This is a genomic window from Agromyces intestinalis (assembly GCF_008365295.1).
Taxonomy (GTDB): Bacteria; Actinomycetota; Actinomycetes; order Actinomycetales; family Microbacteriaceae; genus Agromyces; species Agromyces intestinalis.
In genome coordinates this window covers 2,697,859-2,715,376 of the sequence record NZ_CP043505.1, presented here as the reverse complement: position 1 = coordinate 2,715,376, position 17,518 = coordinate 2,697,859, and the positions used below count along the sequence as shown (strand labels likewise).

15 protein-coding genes are annotated in these 17,518 nt (G+C 72.3%); 8 read left to right on the top strand and 7 right to left on the bottom strand.

All coding sequences use genetic code 11. The features are described 5' to 3' along the window. Positions 1-20 precede the first annotated feature (20 nt). Complete coding sequence (locus FLP10_RS12340) at positions 21-578, top strand: SprT-like domain-containing protein (RefSeq protein WP_149161129.1); 558 nt, start codon at positions 21-23, stop codon at positions 576-578. Positions 579-582: 4 nt separating this feature from the next. Then, positions 583-1,194, top strand: coding sequence for a CGNR zinc finger domain-containing protein (locus FLP10_RS12335; RefSeq protein ID WP_246150018.1), 612 nt, complete (start codon positions 583-585; stop codon positions 1,192-1,194). Here the strand turns inward: FLP10_RS12335 and FLP10_RS12330 are convergent. Both FLP10_RS12330 and FLP10_RS12325 read right to left on the bottom strand, forming a co-directional pair. After that, entirely contained in the window at positions 1,191-1,751 is a 561-nt protein-coding gene (locus tag FLP10_RS12330) for a hypothetical protein (protein ID WP_149161128.1), read from the bottom strand. The two genes, FLP10_RS12335 and FLP10_RS12330, sit on opposite strands and share 4 nt — an antisense overlap. Positions 1,752-1,861: 110 nt before the next feature. Continuing rightward, positions 1,862-3,133: a coiled-coil domain-containing protein gene (locus tag FLP10_RS12325; RefSeq protein ID WP_149161127.1), complete on the bottom strand. Its 1,272-nt coding sequence runs from the start codon at positions 3,131-3,133 to the stop codon at positions 1,862-1,864. Positions 3,134-3,303: 170 nt separating this feature from the next. Here FLP10_RS12325 and FLP10_RS12320 point away from each other — a divergent pair, with 170 nt between their 5' ends. The 3 genes from FLP10_RS12320 (at position 3,304) to FLP10_RS12310 (ending at position 6,289) form a co-directional block, all read left to right on the top strand. Then, the gene (locus FLP10_RS12320) at positions 3,304-3,882 is read left to right on the top strand and encodes a hypothetical protein (protein ID WP_210418399.1); all 579 of its coding nucleotides are present in this window, start codon (positions 3,304-3,306) and stop codon (positions 3,880-3,882) included. Beyond that, the gene (locus tag FLP10_RS12315) at positions 3,879-4,508 is read left to right on the top strand and encodes a DUF1684 domain-containing protein (RefSeq protein WP_149161126.1); all 630 of its coding nucleotides are present in this window, start codon (positions 3,879-3,881) and stop codon (positions 4,506-4,508) included. Before FLP10_RS12320 ends, FLP10_RS12315 begins: the two co-directional genes overlap by 4 nt. A gap of 227 nt (positions 4,509-4,735) precedes the next feature. Further along, positions 4,736-6,289 (top strand): DEAD/DEAH box helicase, encoded by a 1,554-nt coding sequence (locus FLP10_RS12310; protein WP_149161125.1) that lies wholly within the window; start codon positions 4,736-4,738, stop codon positions 6,287-6,289. A 65-nt stretch (positions 6,290-6,354) separates the two neighbouring features. Here the strand turns inward: FLP10_RS12310 and FLP10_RS12305 are convergent, their stop codons facing one another. After that, a complete protein-coding gene (locus FLP10_RS12305) occupies positions 6,355-7,857 on the bottom strand; it encodes a S1C family serine protease (protein WP_149161124.1) in 1,503 nt (500 codons plus the stop codon). A gap of 190 nt (positions 7,858-8,047) precedes the next feature. Between FLP10_RS12305 and FLP10_RS12300 the strand changes: the two genes are divergently transcribed. Beyond that, complete coding sequence (locus FLP10_RS12300) at positions 8,048-8,554, top strand: GNAT family N-acetyltransferase (protein ID WP_149161123.1); 507 nt, start codon at positions 8,048-8,050, stop codon at positions 8,552-8,554. A gap of 107 nt (positions 8,555-8,661) precedes the next feature. Next, on the top strand, positions 8,662-9,159 hold the full coding sequence (locus tag FLP10_RS12295; RefSeq protein ID WP_149161122.1) for a nitroreductase/quinone reductase family protein: 498 nt from the start codon (positions 8,662-8,664) through the stop codon (positions 9,157-9,159). Between the two features lie 71 nt (positions 9,160-9,230). Here FLP10_RS12295 and FLP10_RS12290 read toward each other — a convergent pair whose 3' ends face one another. The 3 genes from FLP10_RS12290 to FLP10_RS12280 form a co-directional block, all read right to left on the bottom strand. Then, positions 9,231-11,414: a discoidin domain-containing protein gene (locus tag FLP10_RS12290; RefSeq protein WP_246150017.1), complete on the bottom strand. Its 2,184-nt coding sequence runs from the start codon at positions 11,412-11,414 to the stop codon at positions 9,231-9,233. Between the two features lie 20 nt (positions 11,415-11,434). Continuing rightward, positions 11,435-12,940: a DUF1996 domain-containing protein gene (locus FLP10_RS12285; RefSeq protein WP_149161120.1), complete on the bottom strand. Its 1,506-nt coding sequence runs from the start codon at positions 12,938-12,940 to the stop codon at positions 11,435-11,437. A 212-nt stretch (positions 12,941-13,152) separates the two neighbouring features. Next, positions 13,153-15,402, bottom strand: a complete 2,250-nt coding sequence (locus tag FLP10_RS12280; protein WP_149161119.1) for a discoidin domain-containing protein — start codon at positions 15,400-15,402, stop codon at positions 13,153-13,155. Positions 15,403-15,832: 430 nt separating this feature from the next. On the opposite strand from FLP10_RS12280, the gene FLP10_RS12275 reads away from it, so the two are divergent. After that, a complete protein-coding gene (locus FLP10_RS12275; RefSeq protein ID WP_149161118.1) occupies positions 15,833-16,876 on the top strand; it encodes a LacI family DNA-binding transcriptional regulator in 1,044 nt (347 codons plus the stop codon). A 10-nt stretch (positions 16,877-16,886) separates the two neighbouring features. On the opposite strand, the gene FLP10_RS12270 is transcribed toward FLP10_RS12275, so the two are convergent. After that, positions 16,887-17,465, bottom strand: a complete 579-nt coding sequence (locus FLP10_RS12270; protein ID WP_149161117.1) for an NUDIX hydrolase family protein — start codon at positions 17,463-17,465, stop codon at positions 16,887-16,889. Positions 17,466-17,518: the final 53 nt, after the last annotated feature.

The following is a 17,518-nucleotide window of genomic DNA, read 5'->3' as shown; positions in this document are numbered from 1 at the left end:
GCCGGGGCTATTCTTCGTGCATGGCGGATCTGGACGCGGTGCGGAGGTGGGCTGACGCCCTCATCGCGTTGCACCTCGACCCCGCCGAATGGAGCTTCGGCTTCGACCACGCCAAGAAGCGTGCGGGCCTGTGCAACTACACGCACCGCCGCATCACCGTGTCGCGCTACCTCGCCGCCCGGTACACCGACGACGAGGTGCACCAGATCCTGCTGCACGAGGTCGCGCACGCGCTCGCCGGCGAGCGCGCCGGGCACGGGCCCAAGTGGGCGCAGATCGCCGCGGGCCTGGGGTACGTCGGCCGGCGCACGCACGACGGCGCGGTCGTCTCCGAGCTCGCACCCTGGGTCGGTCGCTGCCCCGCGGGCCACGTGCACTACCGCTACCGGCAGCCGGTGCGAGCGCTCAGCTGCGGGCTGTGCCGCCGCGGCTTCGACCGTGCGAACCTCATCGTCTGGCGCCGGCGCGAGATCACGCCCGCGATGCGGCGGCTCGCAGCGAGCGCGACCGGGGCGAGCACGACCGGCGAGTCAGCCCTCCCGGGCGACGCGAGCACCTCGCCGCAGCCGCTTAGATAGAACGGTGACCGTCTCCACCGTCTCCGTCCCCGTCGGCCAGTGGATCGTCTCCCCCGACGGCCAGCGCTGGTGGTTCGACTCGGGCTCGCTCGCGCTCGACTTCGGGTACACGGGCGGGCTCGCCGTCGAGGGGTCCGTCGGCGAGCAGTTGCACACGCCCGACGACCTGGGTGCCTGGCTGCGCGATCGCTTCCCCGTGGCGATCGGCGCGGCGCGCACGCGCGACCTGTTCGACGCGACCATGCTGCGCGACGCGATCTCACGGCTCGCGCTAGCGGCCAGTCGCGGGCAGGAGCTGCGCGGCGACGACATCGACGTCATCAACCTGGTCGCCGCGACCCCCGATATCCCGCCCACCCTCGCGGGCGGTTCCCGGCAGGCCGGGCGGTCGGTGCAGACCGTCGGTCAGGCGATGTCGACGATCGCGCGCGACGCCGTCGACCTGTTCTCGCCCGACCGACTGGGTCGGATCCGCGCGTGCAGCGCCGACGACTGCGGCATGGTCTACCTCGACACGTCGCGAGCGGCCACGCGTCGCTGGTGCTCGATGCAGCGCTGCGGCAACCGCGCGAAGGTGCGAGCGCACCGGGCCCGCAAGCTGGCGAAGGCAGCCTAGACCGAAGCTCCGGCTCGCACGACGCGCGCTGCGTCGGACGCGTCGAGCTGGGCCGCGGCGAGCACCTGCTCGTGCGTACGGCTCGACTCGGCGGCGGCACGGCCCGCGGCCGACGCGGCCGTGAGGTGCCGAACCGCGCGGCGCAGCCCGGCGAACGACGCGCACACGACGGCGGCCTCGGGCGAGGTGTCGTCGATGCCGAGCGTGGTCAGCGCGTCGATGACCGCGCCCGCGGCGAGCAGGTCGATCGCGTCGAAGCCCTCGCCGCGATCGGCGGCGACGATCGCGAGGTAGGCGCGGCGACCGAGCCGCTCCTGCTCGGCGAGGATCCATCGGGCGGTCGCGGTCGCGTCGACGAAGCCGGAGACCACGACGGATGCCTCGGCGCCCACAGGTGCCGCCTCGACCGCGGCGAGCGCGGCGGCGGCGGCGGTCTCGTCACCGGCGAGCGGTTCGGCCCACACCACGATGTCGACGCCGTCGGCGATGCGCGCGAGGCCGGCGGCACCCTGCTCGAAGCGGACCTGGTACCTGGACTGCGATGCGGACGAACTCACCCGAGCACCCTACCGGCGGCGGCGCCGGCGCTCATGTCGGCCGCGTCATATTTCTCCCGCGCTCAGCGCGCCGTGCGTTCAGCGCGCCATGCGCTCAGCGCGCCGTGCGTTCAGCGCGACAGGTCGTAGCGGGCGAGCGCATCGGCGTCGGCGGCGCGGGCGGCGGCTCGGCGGGCGGCGTCGAGCGCGGCGACCGGGTCGGGCTCCTGACGGGCGACGACGAGTTCGCGCTCGGCATCGGCCAGGCGGGTGCGTGCGTCGGCGCCGACGCGGCCGCGTCCGCGATCGATGACGGCGGATGCCTCGCGCAGCGTGTGCTCGGCGATCGACAGCGCCCCGGCGAGCGCGGACCTCGCGCCGTCGAGCCGCCCGCCCGCACGGCGCACCTCGGCGAGCGCCGTGTCGAGCCGGTCATGCAGCGCCCGCAGGCGTGCCTGACGCGCGACGGGGTCGGGCAGGCCGGTCGGCGCCTGGGCGAGGGCGGCCGAGCACGCGGCGATCGCGGCGCCCAGCTCCTCGGCGGCCGCCGACAGCCGCGGGTCGGCCAGGTCGCGCGCCGCCGCATCCGCCTCGGTTCTGGCCGCGGCGAGCGCGGCCGCGAGCCGCTGCTCGTCGTCGGTGAGCGCGGCGGCCGCGTCGTCGAGGCGCCGCTCGGCGGACTCGGCGTCGGCGAGTTCTCGCTCGGCGCGCGCGAGCACCGCCTCGAGCCGCGAGACCGCGGCTGCGTCGAGGGCACCCGTGGTCGACGCCGCCCCGGCGTCGATCCGCAGCGCCTCGGCGAGCGCGGCGGCCGCGCGGGCCGCAGCGTCGCGCGACGACGCGAGGGCCGACTCGGCGTACCGCGTGGCGACCGCGTCGAACTGCGTGAGCGCCTCGGCGTGCCGTGCCTCGAGCGCCGCGGCGCGTTCCCGAAGCTGCGGCAGGCGCCCGACCGCGTCGCGCTCGGCGGCCCGCGCGGCGGCGGCCGAGGCATCCGCTCGCTCGACGATCTCGAGCGCCGCCGCGCAGAGTTCGGCGATGCGCCGGCTCCAGTCGCGCCGTTGCGCGGCCGTGTCGGGGATCGCATCGTCGAGGCGCTGCTGCAGCAGCATGGCCTCGCGCAGCGGGCCGCGCGCCCGCTCGACCTCGGCCCGGAACCGGTCGGCGGCCTCCGCGCCGAACCCCGCCTCGACGAATGCCGCCTCGCGCTCGGCCTCGCGCACCGCCTCGTCAGCACGCACGATGAGCACCTTCGCGTCGACCTCGTCGCGACGCACGCCGGCGAGCGCACGCTGCTCGCGCCCGGCGCCGAGCCGTCGCACCCCCACGACGGCACCTGCCGCGATCAGCGCAGCGGCCCCGAACACGACGAGCGAGGGAACCCACCACAACGCGTCCGACATGCCGGGGAGTCTAGGCGCTCGCGCCGACCTCGTGCCCGCGCGCTTCCGCCCGCGCACACTCCAGCGCCCCCGCCCACCCGCCCGCGATCGAGTGGGCGAAGAACGCCGCACCCAGCCCACCCACGCCGCGTTCATTGCCCACTCGATGGTGGGGCACCTACGCTCGGCACATGCGGGTGCTTCTCAAGCTGAGGCTCGACTGCGATGCGGATGCCGCGTGGCGCGCGATCCGCAGCCCATCGGTGCTGCGCGAGGTCGTCGCGCCGTGGCTCGACTTCTCGTCGCTCGAACCCGGCGGCCTGCCGACGACCTGGCCGGTCGGCACGCACCGTCTGCAGACGCTGGTCTTCCGGCGGTGGCCGGTCGGCGAGTCGTTCGTCGACGTGTCGTACCCCGGCGGCCTGCCCCGCGGCGTGCGGATGCTGCGCGACGGCGGCGGCACGATCACGCGCGGGCGCGCCGGGCTGCGCTCGTGGGATCACCGGATGGCGATCTCTCCCCTGCCCGACGGCCGCACGCTCTACCGCGACCGGCTGCTCGTATCGACGGGATCCCCCGCCGCCGACGCGGCGCTCTGGTACCCGGCGTGGTCGTTCTGGCAGTGGCGCGGCGCGCGCCTGAAGGCGCTCGCGCCCGGCTGGGCGTTCGATCCGCCCGGCACCGCGGATGCCGCGGAGCACGCCGGCACCGAGGCATCCGAGGCATCCTGGGCATCCGGCGGCCCCGACGCATCCGGAGCCGACCGATGAGCGCCACCCTCGCCGCCCTGCAGCTGGCCGATTGGCGCCGTCGCGTCGCCGGCCTCTACGCGGGCGTGCGCCAGCTCAGCGTGCGCGACCCGCGCGCGGGGCACGACCTGTGGAAGTCGGGCCGCGACGAACTGTTCGCCGGGCATCCGCAGTCGCCGCTGCTGCCCGACGACCGCGCCCGATTCACCGGGCTGACGGTCGGCACCTACGACCCCGACTGGCGGTTCGAGCTCAGGGTGCGCCGCCCCGAAGAGACCGTGCGCATCACGGTCGACACGGCCACCGACGGCACGATCCCGATGCTGCTGGTCGGCACGGTGCGACTGCCGTACCTCGGCACGCTCGACGTCTGGCGCATCACGGGCTACGCGGGCGGGTTGTTCCTGCCGGTGAAGGACTCCCTCGCCGGGGCGCCGGGCGGCACCTACGGCGGCGGGCGCTACCTGCTCGACACCATGAAGGGCGCCGACCTCGGCCCCGGCGCCGACGATGACAGCCTCGTCATCGACTTCAACTTCGCGTACAACCCGTCGTGCGCGTACGACCCGTCGTGGTCGTGCCCGCTGCCGCAGGCCGGCAACACCCTCCGCGAAGAGGTGCCGGTGGGCGAGCGGATGCCTCGCTGAACGCGTCGTCCAGGTGCATCCGCTATGGTGGTGCACGGCCGCCGTTCGTGCGGCCTGCGTCGTAGACACGCTTTCCGGGCTTCCGGCCCGATGGATTTCATACGGCGAACGGATGCGCCGACCGGCGCCTTCGCCCATTTCTCACCGCAGGGTTCGCGCCACGATGCGCGCCCGGGCGTGGCATCCGGCTGCGCCCTGAACCCCGGTGCCCACCCGAACAGGACCTCATGACCGACCTGACCTTCGGCGCGCTCGGCGTGCCCGCCCCGCTCGTCGCCGTGCTCGCGGCCGACGGCAAGACCTCCCCCTTCCCGATCCAGGCCGACACCCTGCCCGACACGCTCGCCGGCCGCGACGTGCTCGGCCGCGGCAAGACCGGCTCGGGCAAGACCATCGCCTTCGCGCTGCCCATGGTGGCGCGCCTCGGCACGAAGCTCGCCGGCGGCCGCCGCCGCGCGGGTCGCCCGCTCGGCCTCGTGCTCGCCCCGACCCGCGAGCTCGCGACCCAGATCGACGCGGTGCTCGCACCGCTCGCCGCCGCCTACGACCTGAAGACCACCACGATCTTCGGCGGCATCAACCAGAAGCGCCAGGTCGACGCGCTGCGCGCCGGCGTCGACATCGTCGTCGCCTGCCCCGGCCGACTCGAAGACCTCATGAAGCAGGGCCACGTCACCCTCGACGCCGTCGAGATCACCGTGCTCGACGAGGCCGACCACATGGCCGACCTCGGGTTCCTGCCGGGCGTCACGCGCATCATGGACAAGACGCCCACCGACGGCCAGCGCCTGCTGTTCTCGGCGACGCTCGACAACGGCGTCGACAAGCTCGTGAAGCGCTTCCTCCACAACGAGGTGCTGCACTCGGTCGACGAGGCCACCTCGCACGTCGCGGCGATGACCCACCACGTGTTCGAGGTCGCCGACACCGACCAGAAGAACGAGCTCGTGCGCACGCTCGCGAGCGGCATGGGCCGTCGCATCCTCTTCATGCGCACGAAGCACCAGGCGAAGAAGCTCGCGAAGAAGCTCACCGAGCAGGGCATCCCCGCGGTCGACCTGCACGGCAACCTGTCGCAGCCGCAGCGCGACCGCAACCTCGCCGCGTTCGGCGACGGTTCGGTGCGCGTCATGGTCGCCACGGATGTCGCGGCCCGCGGCGTGCACGTCGACGACATCGAGCTCGTCATCCACGTCGACCCGCCGATGGAGCACAAGGCGTACCTGCACCGCTCGGGCCGCACCGCCCGCGCGGGTAGCGAGGGCGACGTGGTGACCATCGCGATGCCCGCTCAGATGGGCGACCTCAAGAGCCTGCTGCGCAAGGCCGCGATCCAGGTCACGCCCCAGCGGGTCTCTCCGTCGTCGCCGAGTGTCACCGCGCTCGTCGGCCAGGTGGCGCCCTACGTGAAGCCGGCCCCGAAGTCGGCCGCGCCCCAGCAGGGCGGCGGGCGGTCGCAGGGTGCGAACGCGCAGCGCAAGCGCGCGGCGCGCGGCGGCCAGGGCCAGGCGGCGGATGTCTCGAGCCCGCGCCGGCGCGACCGTTCGGGCCGTCCGGCCGAAGCCAAGGCCAGCGCCCCGAAGCGCGGCCAGGGCCACAGCCGTGGCGCGCAGACCACGGGCGCCCAGCGCCAGGCGTCGGGCCAGCCCACCCAAGCGGCGGGCGCGAAGCGCGGAGCATCCGGTTCGCAGGGCCGCACGTCGGCGAAGCAGCCGCTTCGCGTCGGCAGCCTCGTGAGCCCCAGCCGCAACCAGCGCACGAACCGCCGCGCGCAGGGCTGAGCCCAACCGACCACGAACGGGGTGGGGTGCCGTCCGGCACCCCACCCCGTTCGCCGTGCGGACGCTCAGTAGCTCGCGTAGAAGGTGCCGAGCACCTGGTCGATGCCCTCGAGGTCGGCGTCCGAGATCCCCTGCGCCGCCACGATCGTGGTGTAGGTGCCGTCGTAGTCGGTCGCGCCGACCACCACGTAGGTGGTCGATCCGCCGCAGCCGGTGAAGATCTCCCAGACCCCGGTGTGGAACCCGTCGTCGAACGGCTCGCGCCCGGTCGACGTGCAGCCCTCCTCGGCCGCTCCCGACGAGACGAGATCGGCCGCGGCATCCGGCGACATCACGACGCCGGGCGTGGCGTAGACCGTCGCGCCCGGGGTGCTCCAGGTGCCCTCGAAGCCGGCGAGGTCGGGCGCCGCCGACGCCGCCTGCCAGGTCGTGCCGTTCGCGTCGGTGACCGGCGCGCCGTCGATCTGCGACCACGATGCGGGTGCGTCGAACGTGACCGCGCCCGAGTCGTCCGCGACCGTCACGGTGTCGCCCGTCGGCTCGCCCGCCGAGCCCGACCCGACCACCGGCACGGCCGTGATCGGCTCGCCGTTGAACTGGCCGCGGTAGTACGCCTCCTCGGCCGGGCGGTACAGCTCGACCGACAGCGTGGCATCCTGCCCGTGCGTGCGCAGCACGTCGCAGTACTCGGTGAGGGTGCCGTTCACGCCGAGGCTGACCCCCTCCATGGTGGTGAGCAGGTCGCCCGGCTCGACGCCGGCCTGGTCGGCGACCGAGCCCGACTTCACCGAGTTGACCCAGATGCCGAGCCCGGTGCCCTCCTCGTCGACGAGCGCCTCGCCGTTGATGCCGAGCGAGAGCACGTCCGTACCGTCGACGAGGTCGCCGATGACCTCGAGCACCGCGTCGCGGTGGATCGCGTAGTTGTAGTCGAGCGCGTCGTTGCCGGCGTAGTTCACCCCGACGAGCGCGCCGTTCGCGTCGATCAGCGGGCCACCCGAGTTGCCGCCGCGGATGCGCGCGTCGTGCTCGATGACCGAGTCGATCGACGCCCACGGCGTCTCACCCCCGGTGACGGCCTTCGACACGATCCCCTTGGTCTCGGTGAAGGTCGGGTCGCCGAGCGGGAACCCCGCGGCGTACACGTCGAGCGCGGTCTCGATGTCGCCCTTGCGCCAGTCGAGGAACGGATACCCGGAACCCTCGAGCTGCACGACGGCGAGGTCGAGGCATTCGGACGAGCCGAGCACCTTGGCGCTCAGCTCCTTCGTGGTGTCGCCGCCACGCCAGACCTTGATCGTGCCGGCGCCGGTGACGACGTGGTTGTTCGTGACGGCCAGACCGTCGGGAGTGATGAGGAACCCCGATCCGCGACCGGCCGCCTCGTACCCGCCCTCCTCGGGCGAGACGAACGTGCCGACGGATTCGAGCTGGATCGTGGCGGACTGGACGCCGTCGAATCCGACGGGGCCACCTCCGCCGCCGATGGCGAAGCATCCGGAGAGGCCGACCGCGATGGCGCCGGCTCCGGCGGCAGCGGTCATGACGGTGAGTGTGCGTGTGGGCATGGTCGCAAGCTACGGATGCCACGGACTCCCGGTCACCGTGGCCACCCTCGATCGCGCGGCGGGCGGCACTGAACCGCGGCTCGGTGCCGCCACTGAGACCCCGCCCGATCGCTGCGCCCGGCCGCACCTGCGTGCACCCCGCGACGGCTCGATTTCGTATGCGAGGACGCCTCGCCTACCCTTGACCGACATGAGCACCGACGTCGTTGCCCAAGCAGTCATCCGCCCCATCCGCGACTCCGACGCGGAGGCACTGGGTCGCGTGCACGCGACCTGCTGGCACGAGACCTACGACCACCTGATCAGCGCCGCCGCGTTCGAGCACCTCTCGCCGCGCCGCATGGCCGAACTCTGGAACCACCTCGCCGAGCGCGGCGAGGAGTACCTGCAGTACGCCGCCGTCGTCGACGGCGAGATCGTCGGCTTCGCGGGTTCGGGCCCGGCACGCGACGAGGACGCACCGCGGCCGCGCGAGCTGTACTTCATCTACGTGCTCGACGCCCACCACGGCACGGGCATCGGCAAGCAGCTCTTCGACGCCGTCATCGGCGAGGGCGAGGGCGTCTACCTGTGGGTCGCCGAGGACAACCCCCGCGCGCACCGGTTCTACGCCCGCAACGGGTTCGTCGCCGACGGCGCCAGTCAGGACGTGCCGTTCCTCGGCGAGGAGATCCACGAGGTTCGCCTGGTGCGGTAGCGCCCATCGGCCGATCGGCTGAGTCGCCCGCACGTCAACCGGCCGGTCGGCCGATTGACGCGTTCGGTCCCGCGCGGGATCGTGGGCCGAAGCGAAGGGATGAGCCGATGGACGAGCACCGCACCGCCGAATCCACCTCGACCGAGCCCGCGAGCTCCGCCCGCATTCCGCCGCGCTGGTTCGTGCGCACGGCGTGGGTGGTGCACCGTGGGCTGTACCGGGTGAGCGCCGGTCGCTTCGGCCTGCGACCGCCGCAGCCGGGGCGCTGGGGCATGATGCACCTCACGACCGTCGGCCGCCGGTCGGGCCGCGAGCGACCCGTGATCGTCGCGTACTTCGAGGACGGACCGAACCTCGTCACGCTCGCGATGAACGGGTGGGCGGCGCCCGAGCCGGCGTGGTGGCTCAACCTGCAGGCGAACCCCGATGCGACGGTCGTGGTCGACGGCGGGTCACGCGGCGTTCGCGCCCGTGCCGCCGAGGGCGCCGAGCGGTCGCGGCTGTGGGCGACCTGGCGAACGTACGGTGACGACCTCGACGTGCACGCGTCGCTGCGCCCCACCGAGACCGCGGTCGTCGTGCTCGAGCCGCGCGGCGGTGCCTGAGCGACGGTGCGCCGGGGAATCCAGAATCGGGCGGCACGGGGTTTCCGCGCCGCCCGACCCTCTGGTGCTGGTCAGTTGAACTCGACCAGGTAACTCGGGATCGTGTCGACCCCGCTCGCCTCGTCGCCGATGTCGTTGACGACGTGACGGATGATGCCGTTGCCGCCGAGCGAAACCGTGAGCAGGTTGCGCAGGCGCACGCCCGGCTTCGCCGGCGCCTCGATCCCGCTCTGCGTCACGATGCTCGGATCGACGTTGTTGTAGGCATACACGCCGACACCCCAGGCCTGATGCTCGTCCACCTGGTCTCCGACCTTGTAGCTCGCCCAGCCGAGCGTGTCGCCGTTCATCCAGGCGGCCTGGTTCGGTGGGTCGTAGGCGAGCTCGGACTGGTAGAACACGGTGCGTCCGCGTTCGCCGTTCCAGACCGTGTTGTGCTGCTGGTAGTGCTCGACGAACAGGCCGTACGCCGTCACGTCGTCACCGTCCACCACGAGCCCGCGGTCGGCGGTGTTGAGGTTCCAGCCGATGCCGTCGCCGTGATCGCCCCGCCATGACCAGATGTGGTCGATGAGGGTGTCGTCGGCGTGCACGACGAGGGCGTCGTCGACCTTGCCGGCGACCGCCCCGCCGACGCGGAGGAACACGTCGTGCAGCGAGATCGGGTCGTCGGAGTGGTCGGCCGACGAACCGGGCTCGCCGACCTCGAGCAGCACGGGCGCGTGCGAGGTGCCCGCGTCGAAGAGCACCCCGGCGATCTTCACGCCGTCGACGTCGGCGACCTTCATGGCCGCGACGCCGCCGTCGTTCACGATCGTGGCGTAGCCGAGGCCGAGCACGACCGTGTCGGGCCGCGTCACCCGGATCGTCTCATCGACGTGATAGACGCCCGGCGTGAGCAGCAGGTTCAGCCCCTGCACGAGCGCACGGTTGATGCGCTCGGCGGAGTCACCCGGCTGCGCGACGTAGAACTCGTCGATCGGAATCGACTCGCCCGACGTCGCGCCGCCCTCCCACGTGGTGCCGCGGGTGTCCGCGGCGAGCGCGGGCACGAAGACGGCCCAGTCGTCGGCGTCCCAGTAGAGGTACGGCTTCTCGCGCACGAGCGGGCTGCGGTCGAGCACGGTGTGCGATGGGTTCGGGAAGCTCGGCGCGGGTGAGCCCTCGACACCGCTGAACACCATGTTCCATACCGAGCCCTCCCAGCCGCCGAACGTCGAGTCGCGACTCAGCCACTGCTGTTGCGAGTACGAGCGCACCACGCCGTCGACCTTCGAGTCGGCGATGAACCCGCCGCTCGACCAGCCGTAGCTCGACGGAGCGAGACTGAGGTCGCCGAGCACGTGCACGCGCCGCATCGGCGCCGCCTGCGACACGGCCCATCGGGCCTCGCCGGTGTGCGGCACGATCGAGAGGTTCTCGACCGAGCGCCAGAAGTTCTGCGTCGCGTTGCCGCCGAACCACTGCGCGTCGACCCATACGCCGCCGTTGATGCGCACGTCGTCGGGGTTGCGGCCCGCGCCCGAGATCGCGGTGTCGAACCCGATGTGCGCGTGCACGTCGTAGCTGCCGGGCTTGAACAGGAACTGGTCGCGGCGCGTGCCGAACTGCGCGGTCTCCTGCGCCTGGAACGCCGCGTCGAGTTCGGCCTGGATCTGCGCGTCGGGTGTCGCATCGTCGTAAACGTGCACGTTCGGCCCGAGGTCGCCGCCGCCGTCGATCGGGTCGCCGGGGTCGGTCGGGTCGGTGGGATCGGTGGGATCGGTCGGCCCGTCGTCGGGCGATCCGAACACGCGCGCCTCCCAGAGCGAGTAGCCGTAGCCGGTGCCGCGCCGGGTCAGCTCGAGGCGCACGTAGCGCCCGTCCCCGTCGAGCTCGACCGACTGGGTGCCGCCGGTACCGTCGTCGACCCGGCCGACCTCGTCCCATGCCGCCGTGTCGTCCGACGCCAGCACGCGGAATTCGGCGCCGTACGCCGCCTCCCAGACCAGCTCGAGCCGGTCGAGCTCGGCGCGCTCGCCGAGGTCGATCTGCAACCACTGCGCGTCGCTGAACGTGCTCGCCCAACGGGTGCCGAGGTCGCCGTCGACCGCCGCAGCGGCCGGCGTGTAGTCGGCGTTCTCGACCGACGACGCGGTCACCGCCCGACCCTGCGAGAGCAGCTCGGGCTCGGCCGCTTGGGCCGGCGCAGCCACCGCAACGAACCCGGCCGGGACGAGCAGCGCGATCGCCGCCGCGGCGGCGGCCCGGAGCATCCGTGTCCCTCGCCGCGGGCTCATCGTGCGCCCCCTGCGCTCGCGGCCGTTGCGGCCGTCGCGGCCCTCGCGGCCGTCGGCAGCGTCTCGGGCACGAGCTGGTACTGCTCGTCGAGCACGGTGCCGCGGTGCGGCTTGTACAGGTCGTAGCCGCGCGGGTTGCACTGCAGCCCGCCGTTGATGCAGTGCTCGACCAGCCGCTCGAGCACCTCGGGCTCCCAGGCGTTGAAGAAGTCGTAGTGCCACGACTGGTCGCTACCGCTCGCGAGGTGCACGTCGGAGAGGTCGCCCGACACCGGCCAGGCGATCTTGAACTCGATCATCGGCACCGCGACGGGATGGCTCATCGGGCATTGCCCGTTCACCGGGTACGCCATGTGCGCCCCGTGGCCCATGTGGGCCGACTCCTCGGGCGTGAGGTGCATGCCGTCCCAGCAGGACGGCGCCTGGTAGCGGATGTTCAGCTCGGTGCCCGGGTCGCAGTAGTCGGGGATCTCCCAACTCTTCGAGAGGTCGCCGCACTCCCAGCCCTCGACCGCGCCGGGTGCGGTGCGGAACGAGTCGACCGTGGCCATCATGTCCCCCGCGACGAACCGCAGGCCCTGCGGGAACGGCACGACCTTGGTGTAGTCGTCGATGCCCGACTTGTAGTAGATCGTCATCGGGATGTCGGGCTCGATGGGCGTGTCACCGCGGTAGAGCGCGGGGAACCAGTACGAGGAGTGATCCTGGGGCACCGTGCAGGTCGACGCGGTGTTCGCGAGCAGCGACTCGGTGGTCGTGAACGCGTCGGTCGAGCGGTTGCCGACGAAGGTGTGCAGGTGCGAGGCGCCGGCCCGACCCGGGAACACGATCGGGTCGTCGGGCAGGAAGTGCGAGAACTCGCAGTTCGCCTGGAACTCGTGGTGCGTGACCTCGTCGTTCCACGCCGGCGGGTCTTCGGGGTCGACGACCTCGCCGTCGCCGTAGACCGAGAACTCGAACAGCGAGTAGCCGTAGCCGGTCGCCCGCTCGCTCGCGACGAGCTGCACGTAGCGGCCCGCGCCGAGGAACTCGAGGGTCTGCACGCCGCCGATGCCGTCGGTGACGGTCGCGACCGTGTGCCAGGTCTGCTGGTCGTCCGAGACCTGCACGACGAACGACTTCGCGTACGCGGCCTCCCAGTCGAGCACGACGCGTTCGAGCGGATGACTCGCGCCGAGGTCGATGCGGATCCACTGGTCGTCGGAGGGAAGGCTGGCCCACCGCGTCGCGCGGTCGCCGTCGACGGCGAACCTCGGGCCGAGGTTGCCGGCCTCGGAGGTGGATGCGGCGGTGAGGGCGCCGCGCGAGAGCAGCGTGGCGGGTGCGGCCGCCGCCGCCTGCGCGGCGACGATCGAGGCGGATGCCACGGCGAGCGTGGCGAGCACGGCGAGCGCCGCGGCGAAGGCGCGCGGGCGCCGGACGGCGCTGGTCGGTACCGCGGCGGCGGTGCCGGCGTCTCCGCCCGCGCTCGAGGACGGTGGTGCATGGAATCGAGAGGTCATGCGATGGCTTCCTTGACTCGGAGGCATGGCGAACTCGCGCGTGGTGCGCGGGTTCGAGAGGTCGGCCGAACGGCCTGGGCTCGGGTCGACGTGCTCAGGGCACGCCTGCGACGGAACGCGGTGGTTCCGAAGGGCGGAGTGACGTTGCGCCGGCGGTGGTGCCGGTGCTCCCGGGGCGGAGGCGGGAGAGAGCGCTCCGCCCCGGGGCCGGATCAGTTGGTGCGGTAGATGCCCACCTCGTAGAGCGAGAAGCCCCAGTCGGTGCCCCGCTCGGTGAGATTCAGCCGCACGTAGCGGGCGTTTCCGGCGGCCTGGACGTCGTCGATGCCGCCGTCCCCGCCCGTCACGGTCTGGATCGTCGACCAGTTCGTGCCGTCGTTCGAGGTCTGCACCTCGTACGACTTCGCGAACGCCGACTCCCAGATGAGCTGGATGCGGTCGAACGCCGTGGGCTGGCCGAGGTCGACCTGGACCCACCCGGTCGGCGCCCACTCGCTCGACCACCGCGTCGACTGCTCGCCGTCGAACGCACGGCCGGGCGTGTAGTCGTCGCCCCACACCTGGAAGCTCGACGCGGTGGCCGGCTTGCCGAGCGCCACGTTCGTGCCGTCGATCGCCGGGGCGACCACCCGGAACGACCGGGTCTCGACGCCGACGTTGCCCTGGCCGTCTTCGACGTACACGTACGCCTTCCAGACGCCGAGCTTCTGCGGCGCGGTGATGGTGATGCGGTTTCCCGCGCGCTGGTGCTCGACGAACTGCACGCCGCCGGCGCCGTCGATGTACTTCGAGTTCACGAAGGTGACGTAGTTCAGCGGATCGCCGTCGGGGTCGGTCACGTCGAGCGTGACCGTGAACGGCTCGCCCGCGGTGATGGCCGAGGAGCCGGGGATGTCCATGCCGGTGATGCGCGGCGGCGTGTTGCCGTCGGCTGCCGACCCGTTCCACATGTCGGCGACCGTGTAGTAGCCGAGTCGCTTGTTGCCGCCGGGGATGACGTTGAACCAGACGCCCCCGAAGTCGCCCTCGAGCCCGAAGTGGAAGAACGTCGCCCCGAGTGCCACGCCGTCGTGCTCGCGCAGGCAGCGCCACGAGTCGACGTACGCCTCGCCCTTCTCGAGGTCGGTGGGCTCGTCGGGCACGCCGTTCGCGTCGTCGGGCACCTCCCACTCGCCGGCCGCGCCGCCCTCGGTGACGATGTAGGGCTTGTCGTAGCCGCCGTCGACCCAGGTCTGCTCGATGTTGCAGACGTCGCCGTACGAGTTCACCGACAGCAGGTCGAGCGCCGGGGTGTTGGCCCGGTAGTACGGCCAGGCCCCGGTCCACGCGTCGGTCGAGGTGACCGGATGGTTCGGATCGATCTGCTTGATCGCGAGTGCGACCTCGTTGACATAGGACGCGTACGCGGTGCGCTGGGCCTCGAGCTGGTCGCCCGAGTAGCAGTTCTGCAGGCCGAGCAGCGACTCGTTGCCCACGTTCCACATGAGCGTTGCGGGGTGCGACTTGTACGTGTTCACCCAGTTCAGGATGTCGGCCTTCGTCGTGTCCTTGTAGTTCGCGTCGGTCGTGTAGTCGATGCATCCGCCCGAACCGGGGCCGCCGCCGGGCAGCAGCCAGAAGCCGTTGATGACGCGCACGCCGTACTGGGCAGCGACGTCGAGCAGTTGCACGGTGTCGGCGCCGGTTCCCCAGGTGCGGGTCGTGTTCGCGCCCATGGCGGTGAAGTCGTCCATGTACTCGCCGGCTTCGCCGAACGACGGACCCCACGTGAAGCCCTTGACCGTGTACGGCTTGCCGTCGACCGAGAGGTCCCAGTCGCCGTGACCGCCGGTCACCCGCACCACGCTGGGCTGGGTGAACGGGCCGGGCTGGTTCGGATGCCCCGCATCGACCGGACCGCCGGGTTCGGGATCGGGGTCGGGGCCGGTGGTGCCGTCGCCCGTGGTGCCGAAGACGGCGAACTCCCACAGCGAGTAGCCGTAGCCGTTGGCCCGCTCGGTGCCGAGCAGGCGAACGTAGCGGCCCGCGCCTTCGACATCGAGCGACTCGACACCGCCGGGGCCGCTTGTGGTCGAATAGATCGTCGTCCACCCGCCGGTGCCGCTGTCGGACACCTGGATCTCGTACGAACGTGCGTACGCGCCTTCCCAGCTGAGGTCGACGCGGTCGATCGACGCGCGGGCGCCGAGGTCGACCTGGATCCACTGGGGGTCGCTCCACTGGCTCGCCCAGCGCGTGCCGGGGTCGCCGTCGAACGCGGCGGACGCCGGCGTGTAGTCGGCGTTCTCGACCGACGACGCCGTCGCCGGCTTGCCCTGCGAGAGGTTGGCGGGCGCGGCGGAGGCGGCCGTCACAGGGAGGGCCGCGGTCGTCGCGATGAACACCGCGGCGAGCGCGGTGGCGAGGATCCGGCTGCGGCCGGATCGGGACCGCGCTGAGGCGGTCGGGGTGTGAAGGGTCACGTGCGTTCTCCTTAGGCCGATCGCTCGATCGGCCGGGTCGTCTCGTCATTGAGCAGGACCATCGCTGCACTCGTGATGCGTGGGATAGCGCTCTTACACCAGATCTCCGAGTATTCCCCTCGGTTTTGTCCCCTGTCAAGGGGGCAACGATGCACGCTCCTGCGCCGATTCGGTTCAGCTCGCCGGGTCGACCAGAGGCGTCGCTCGCCCGGAATTCCGCGGATCAGCGCATCGCAGCAGTGCGTCGCCGAAGACTCGCCGGGACATCCGAACGCTTCGCGTCCGCTTCGGATCGCGCTTTCCCGTATCACCCGGAAACCCGGCGCCCCGGTGCCTGTTGCGCATCCCAGTTGGGAACCGTTCCGAGAATCGCTCGCACCTGGTGCGATTCCTCGGGAACCGCGTTCCCCAGCGATGCTAGGTTCGATGAATGGAGAAACCGCACGGCACTCGGGCTCCCACGCTCGACGACGTCGCGCGCGTCGCCGGTGTCTCGCGCGCGACCGTGTCGCGCGCGCTCCGCGACACCAGGCGGGTCGCACCCGAGCTCAAAGAGATCGTCGGCCGAGCCGTCGCCGAAACGGGGTACGTGCCGAACCGGGCCGCGCGTTCGCTCGCGAGCGGGCGCACCGGCACCGTCGTCGTCGCGATCTCGGGCACCGATGCATCGGATGTCACGGGCGCCGAGTACGACCTCTTCGCCGACCCGTTCTTCAGCCGGGTGATCGGCGGGCTCCTCCGCACCCTGCGCACGCTCGACGCGCAGTCGTTGCTGCTGCTGGCCGAGTCCGACGCCGACCGGGCGAACGTGCTCGCGACCGTGCGGCAGGGCGTCGCCGACGGTGCGGTGCTCGTCTCGACGCGCGCCAACGATCCGCTGCCCGGTGCGTTCGCCGATGCCGGCCTGCCCGCGGTCGTGTTCGCCCGCCCGCCGGGCGGCGCGGCCCTCAGCTTCGTCGACGTCTCGAACTACGACGGCGGCCGCCTGGCCGCCGAGCACCTCGTCGCCCGCGGTGCGCGACACGCCGCGCTCATCGCCGGCCCGCTCGACGTGCCGAGCGCCGAATCCCGCGCGCGGGGGTTCCTCGACGCGATGACCCGTCACGGACAGGCGTTCCCGCACGTCGCCGCCGGCGAGTTCACGCTCGAGAGCGGCGAGCGGGCGATGGCCGAGCTGCTCGAGGCCGACCCCGCCGTCGACGCGGTGTTCGCGTCGAACGACCTCATGGCGCTCGGCGCGATCCACGCGTTGCAGGCCGAGGGCCGACGCGTCCCCGAGGACGTCGCCGTGGTCGGCTTCGACGACTCGGTCATCTCGACGATCGCCCGGCCGACGCTCACCACCGTGCGGCAGCCGATCGAGGAGATGGCGGCCGAGATGGCCCGCATGCTCATCGATCAGGTGCGCGACCCCGATCGCGCACCGACCTCGGTGGTCTTCGATCCAGTGCTGGTCACGCGCGGCAGCGCCTGACGGCGCCCGCCTACCCGAGCGCGCCCGCCGACGCCAGCGCCCGGCGCACCAGCACCCCGCGACCGCCCTCGAGCTCGTCGCCGACGGCCGAGCTCGCGGCCTCCGCCGGAGGCATCCAGGTGACCTCGAGCGCGTCCTGGCGCGGCTCGCACGTGCCCGTCACCGGCACCACGTAGACGAGCGACACCGCGTGCTGCCGCTCATCCGAGAACGGCGAGATGCCCGGCATCGGGAAGTACTCGGCGACCGTAGCCGGCACCGGCGAGGCCGGCAGCAGCGGGAACGCCATCGGCCCGAGGTCCTTCTCGAGGTGGCGGAACAGCGCGTCGCGCAGCGTCTCGCCGTACATCACCCGCCCCGAGACGATCGTGCGGGTCATCTCGCCGACGGAGTTCGCGCGCAGCAGCAGCCCGACCTCGGTGATCTGTCCGAGCCCGTCGACCCGCACCGGAACCGCCTCCACATAGAGCAGCGGCAGCCGCCCCCGCACCTGCGCGAGTTCGAGATCGCTCAGCCAGCCCGGGTTCGTCGGCGGCGTCTGCGACGGCTCATCGGGATGCCAGTCGGGATCCGGGGTTCGCACGCTCATGGGTCGATTCTGCCCCACGCCCGTTCGCGCGGCGTGATTCCCGTACGATGCCG

Bases quoted from the DNA above. Each gene is read 5' to 3' on its own strand.
- FLP10_RS12340 (WP_149161129.1), top strand. From the start codon at position 21: ATGGCGGATCTGGACGCGGTGCGGAGGTGGGCTGACGCCCTCATCGCG.
- FLP10_RS12325 (WP_149161127.1), bottom strand. From the start codon at position 3,133: ATGTCGGACGCGTTGTGGTGGGTTCCCTCGCTCGTCGTGTTCGGGGCC.
- FLP10_RS12320 (WP_210418399.1), top strand. From the start codon at position 3,304: ATGCGGGTGCTTCTCAAGCTGAGGCTCGACTGCGATGCGGATGCCGCG.
- FLP10_RS12315 (WP_149161126.1), top strand. From the start codon at position 3,879: ATGAGCGCCACCCTCGCCGCCCTGCAGCTGGCCGATTGGCGCCGTCGC.
- FLP10_RS12310 (WP_149161125.1), top strand. From the start codon at position 4,736: ATGACCGACCTGACCTTCGGCGCGCTCGGCGTGCCCGCCCCGCTCGTC.
- FLP10_RS12305 (WP_149161124.1), bottom strand. From the start codon at position 7,857: ATGCCCACACGCACACTCACCGTCATGACCGCTGCCGCCGGAGCCGGC.
- FLP10_RS12300 (WP_149161123.1), top strand. From the start codon at position 8,048: ATGAGCACCGACGTCGTTGCCCAAGCAGTCATCCGCCCCATCCGCGAC.
- FLP10_RS12295 (WP_149161122.1), top strand. From the start codon at position 8,662: ATGGACGAGCACCGCACCGCCGAATCCACCTCGACCGAGCCCGCGAGC.
- FLP10_RS12290 (WP_246150017.1), bottom strand. From the start codon at position 11,414: ATGCTCCGGGCCGCCGCCGCGGCGGCGATCGCGCTGCTCGTCCCGGCC.
- FLP10_RS12285 (WP_149161120.1), bottom strand. From the start codon at position 12,940: ATGACCTCTCGATTCCATGCACCACCGTCCTCGAGCGCGGGCGGAGAC.
- FLP10_RS12275 (WP_149161118.1), top strand. From the start codon at position 15,833: ATGGAGAAACCGCACGGCACTCGGGCTCCCACGCTCGACGACGTCGCG.
- FLP10_RS12270 (WP_149161117.1), bottom strand. From the start codon at position 17,465: ATGAGCGTGCGAACCCCGGATCCCGACTGGCATCCCGATGAGCCGTCG.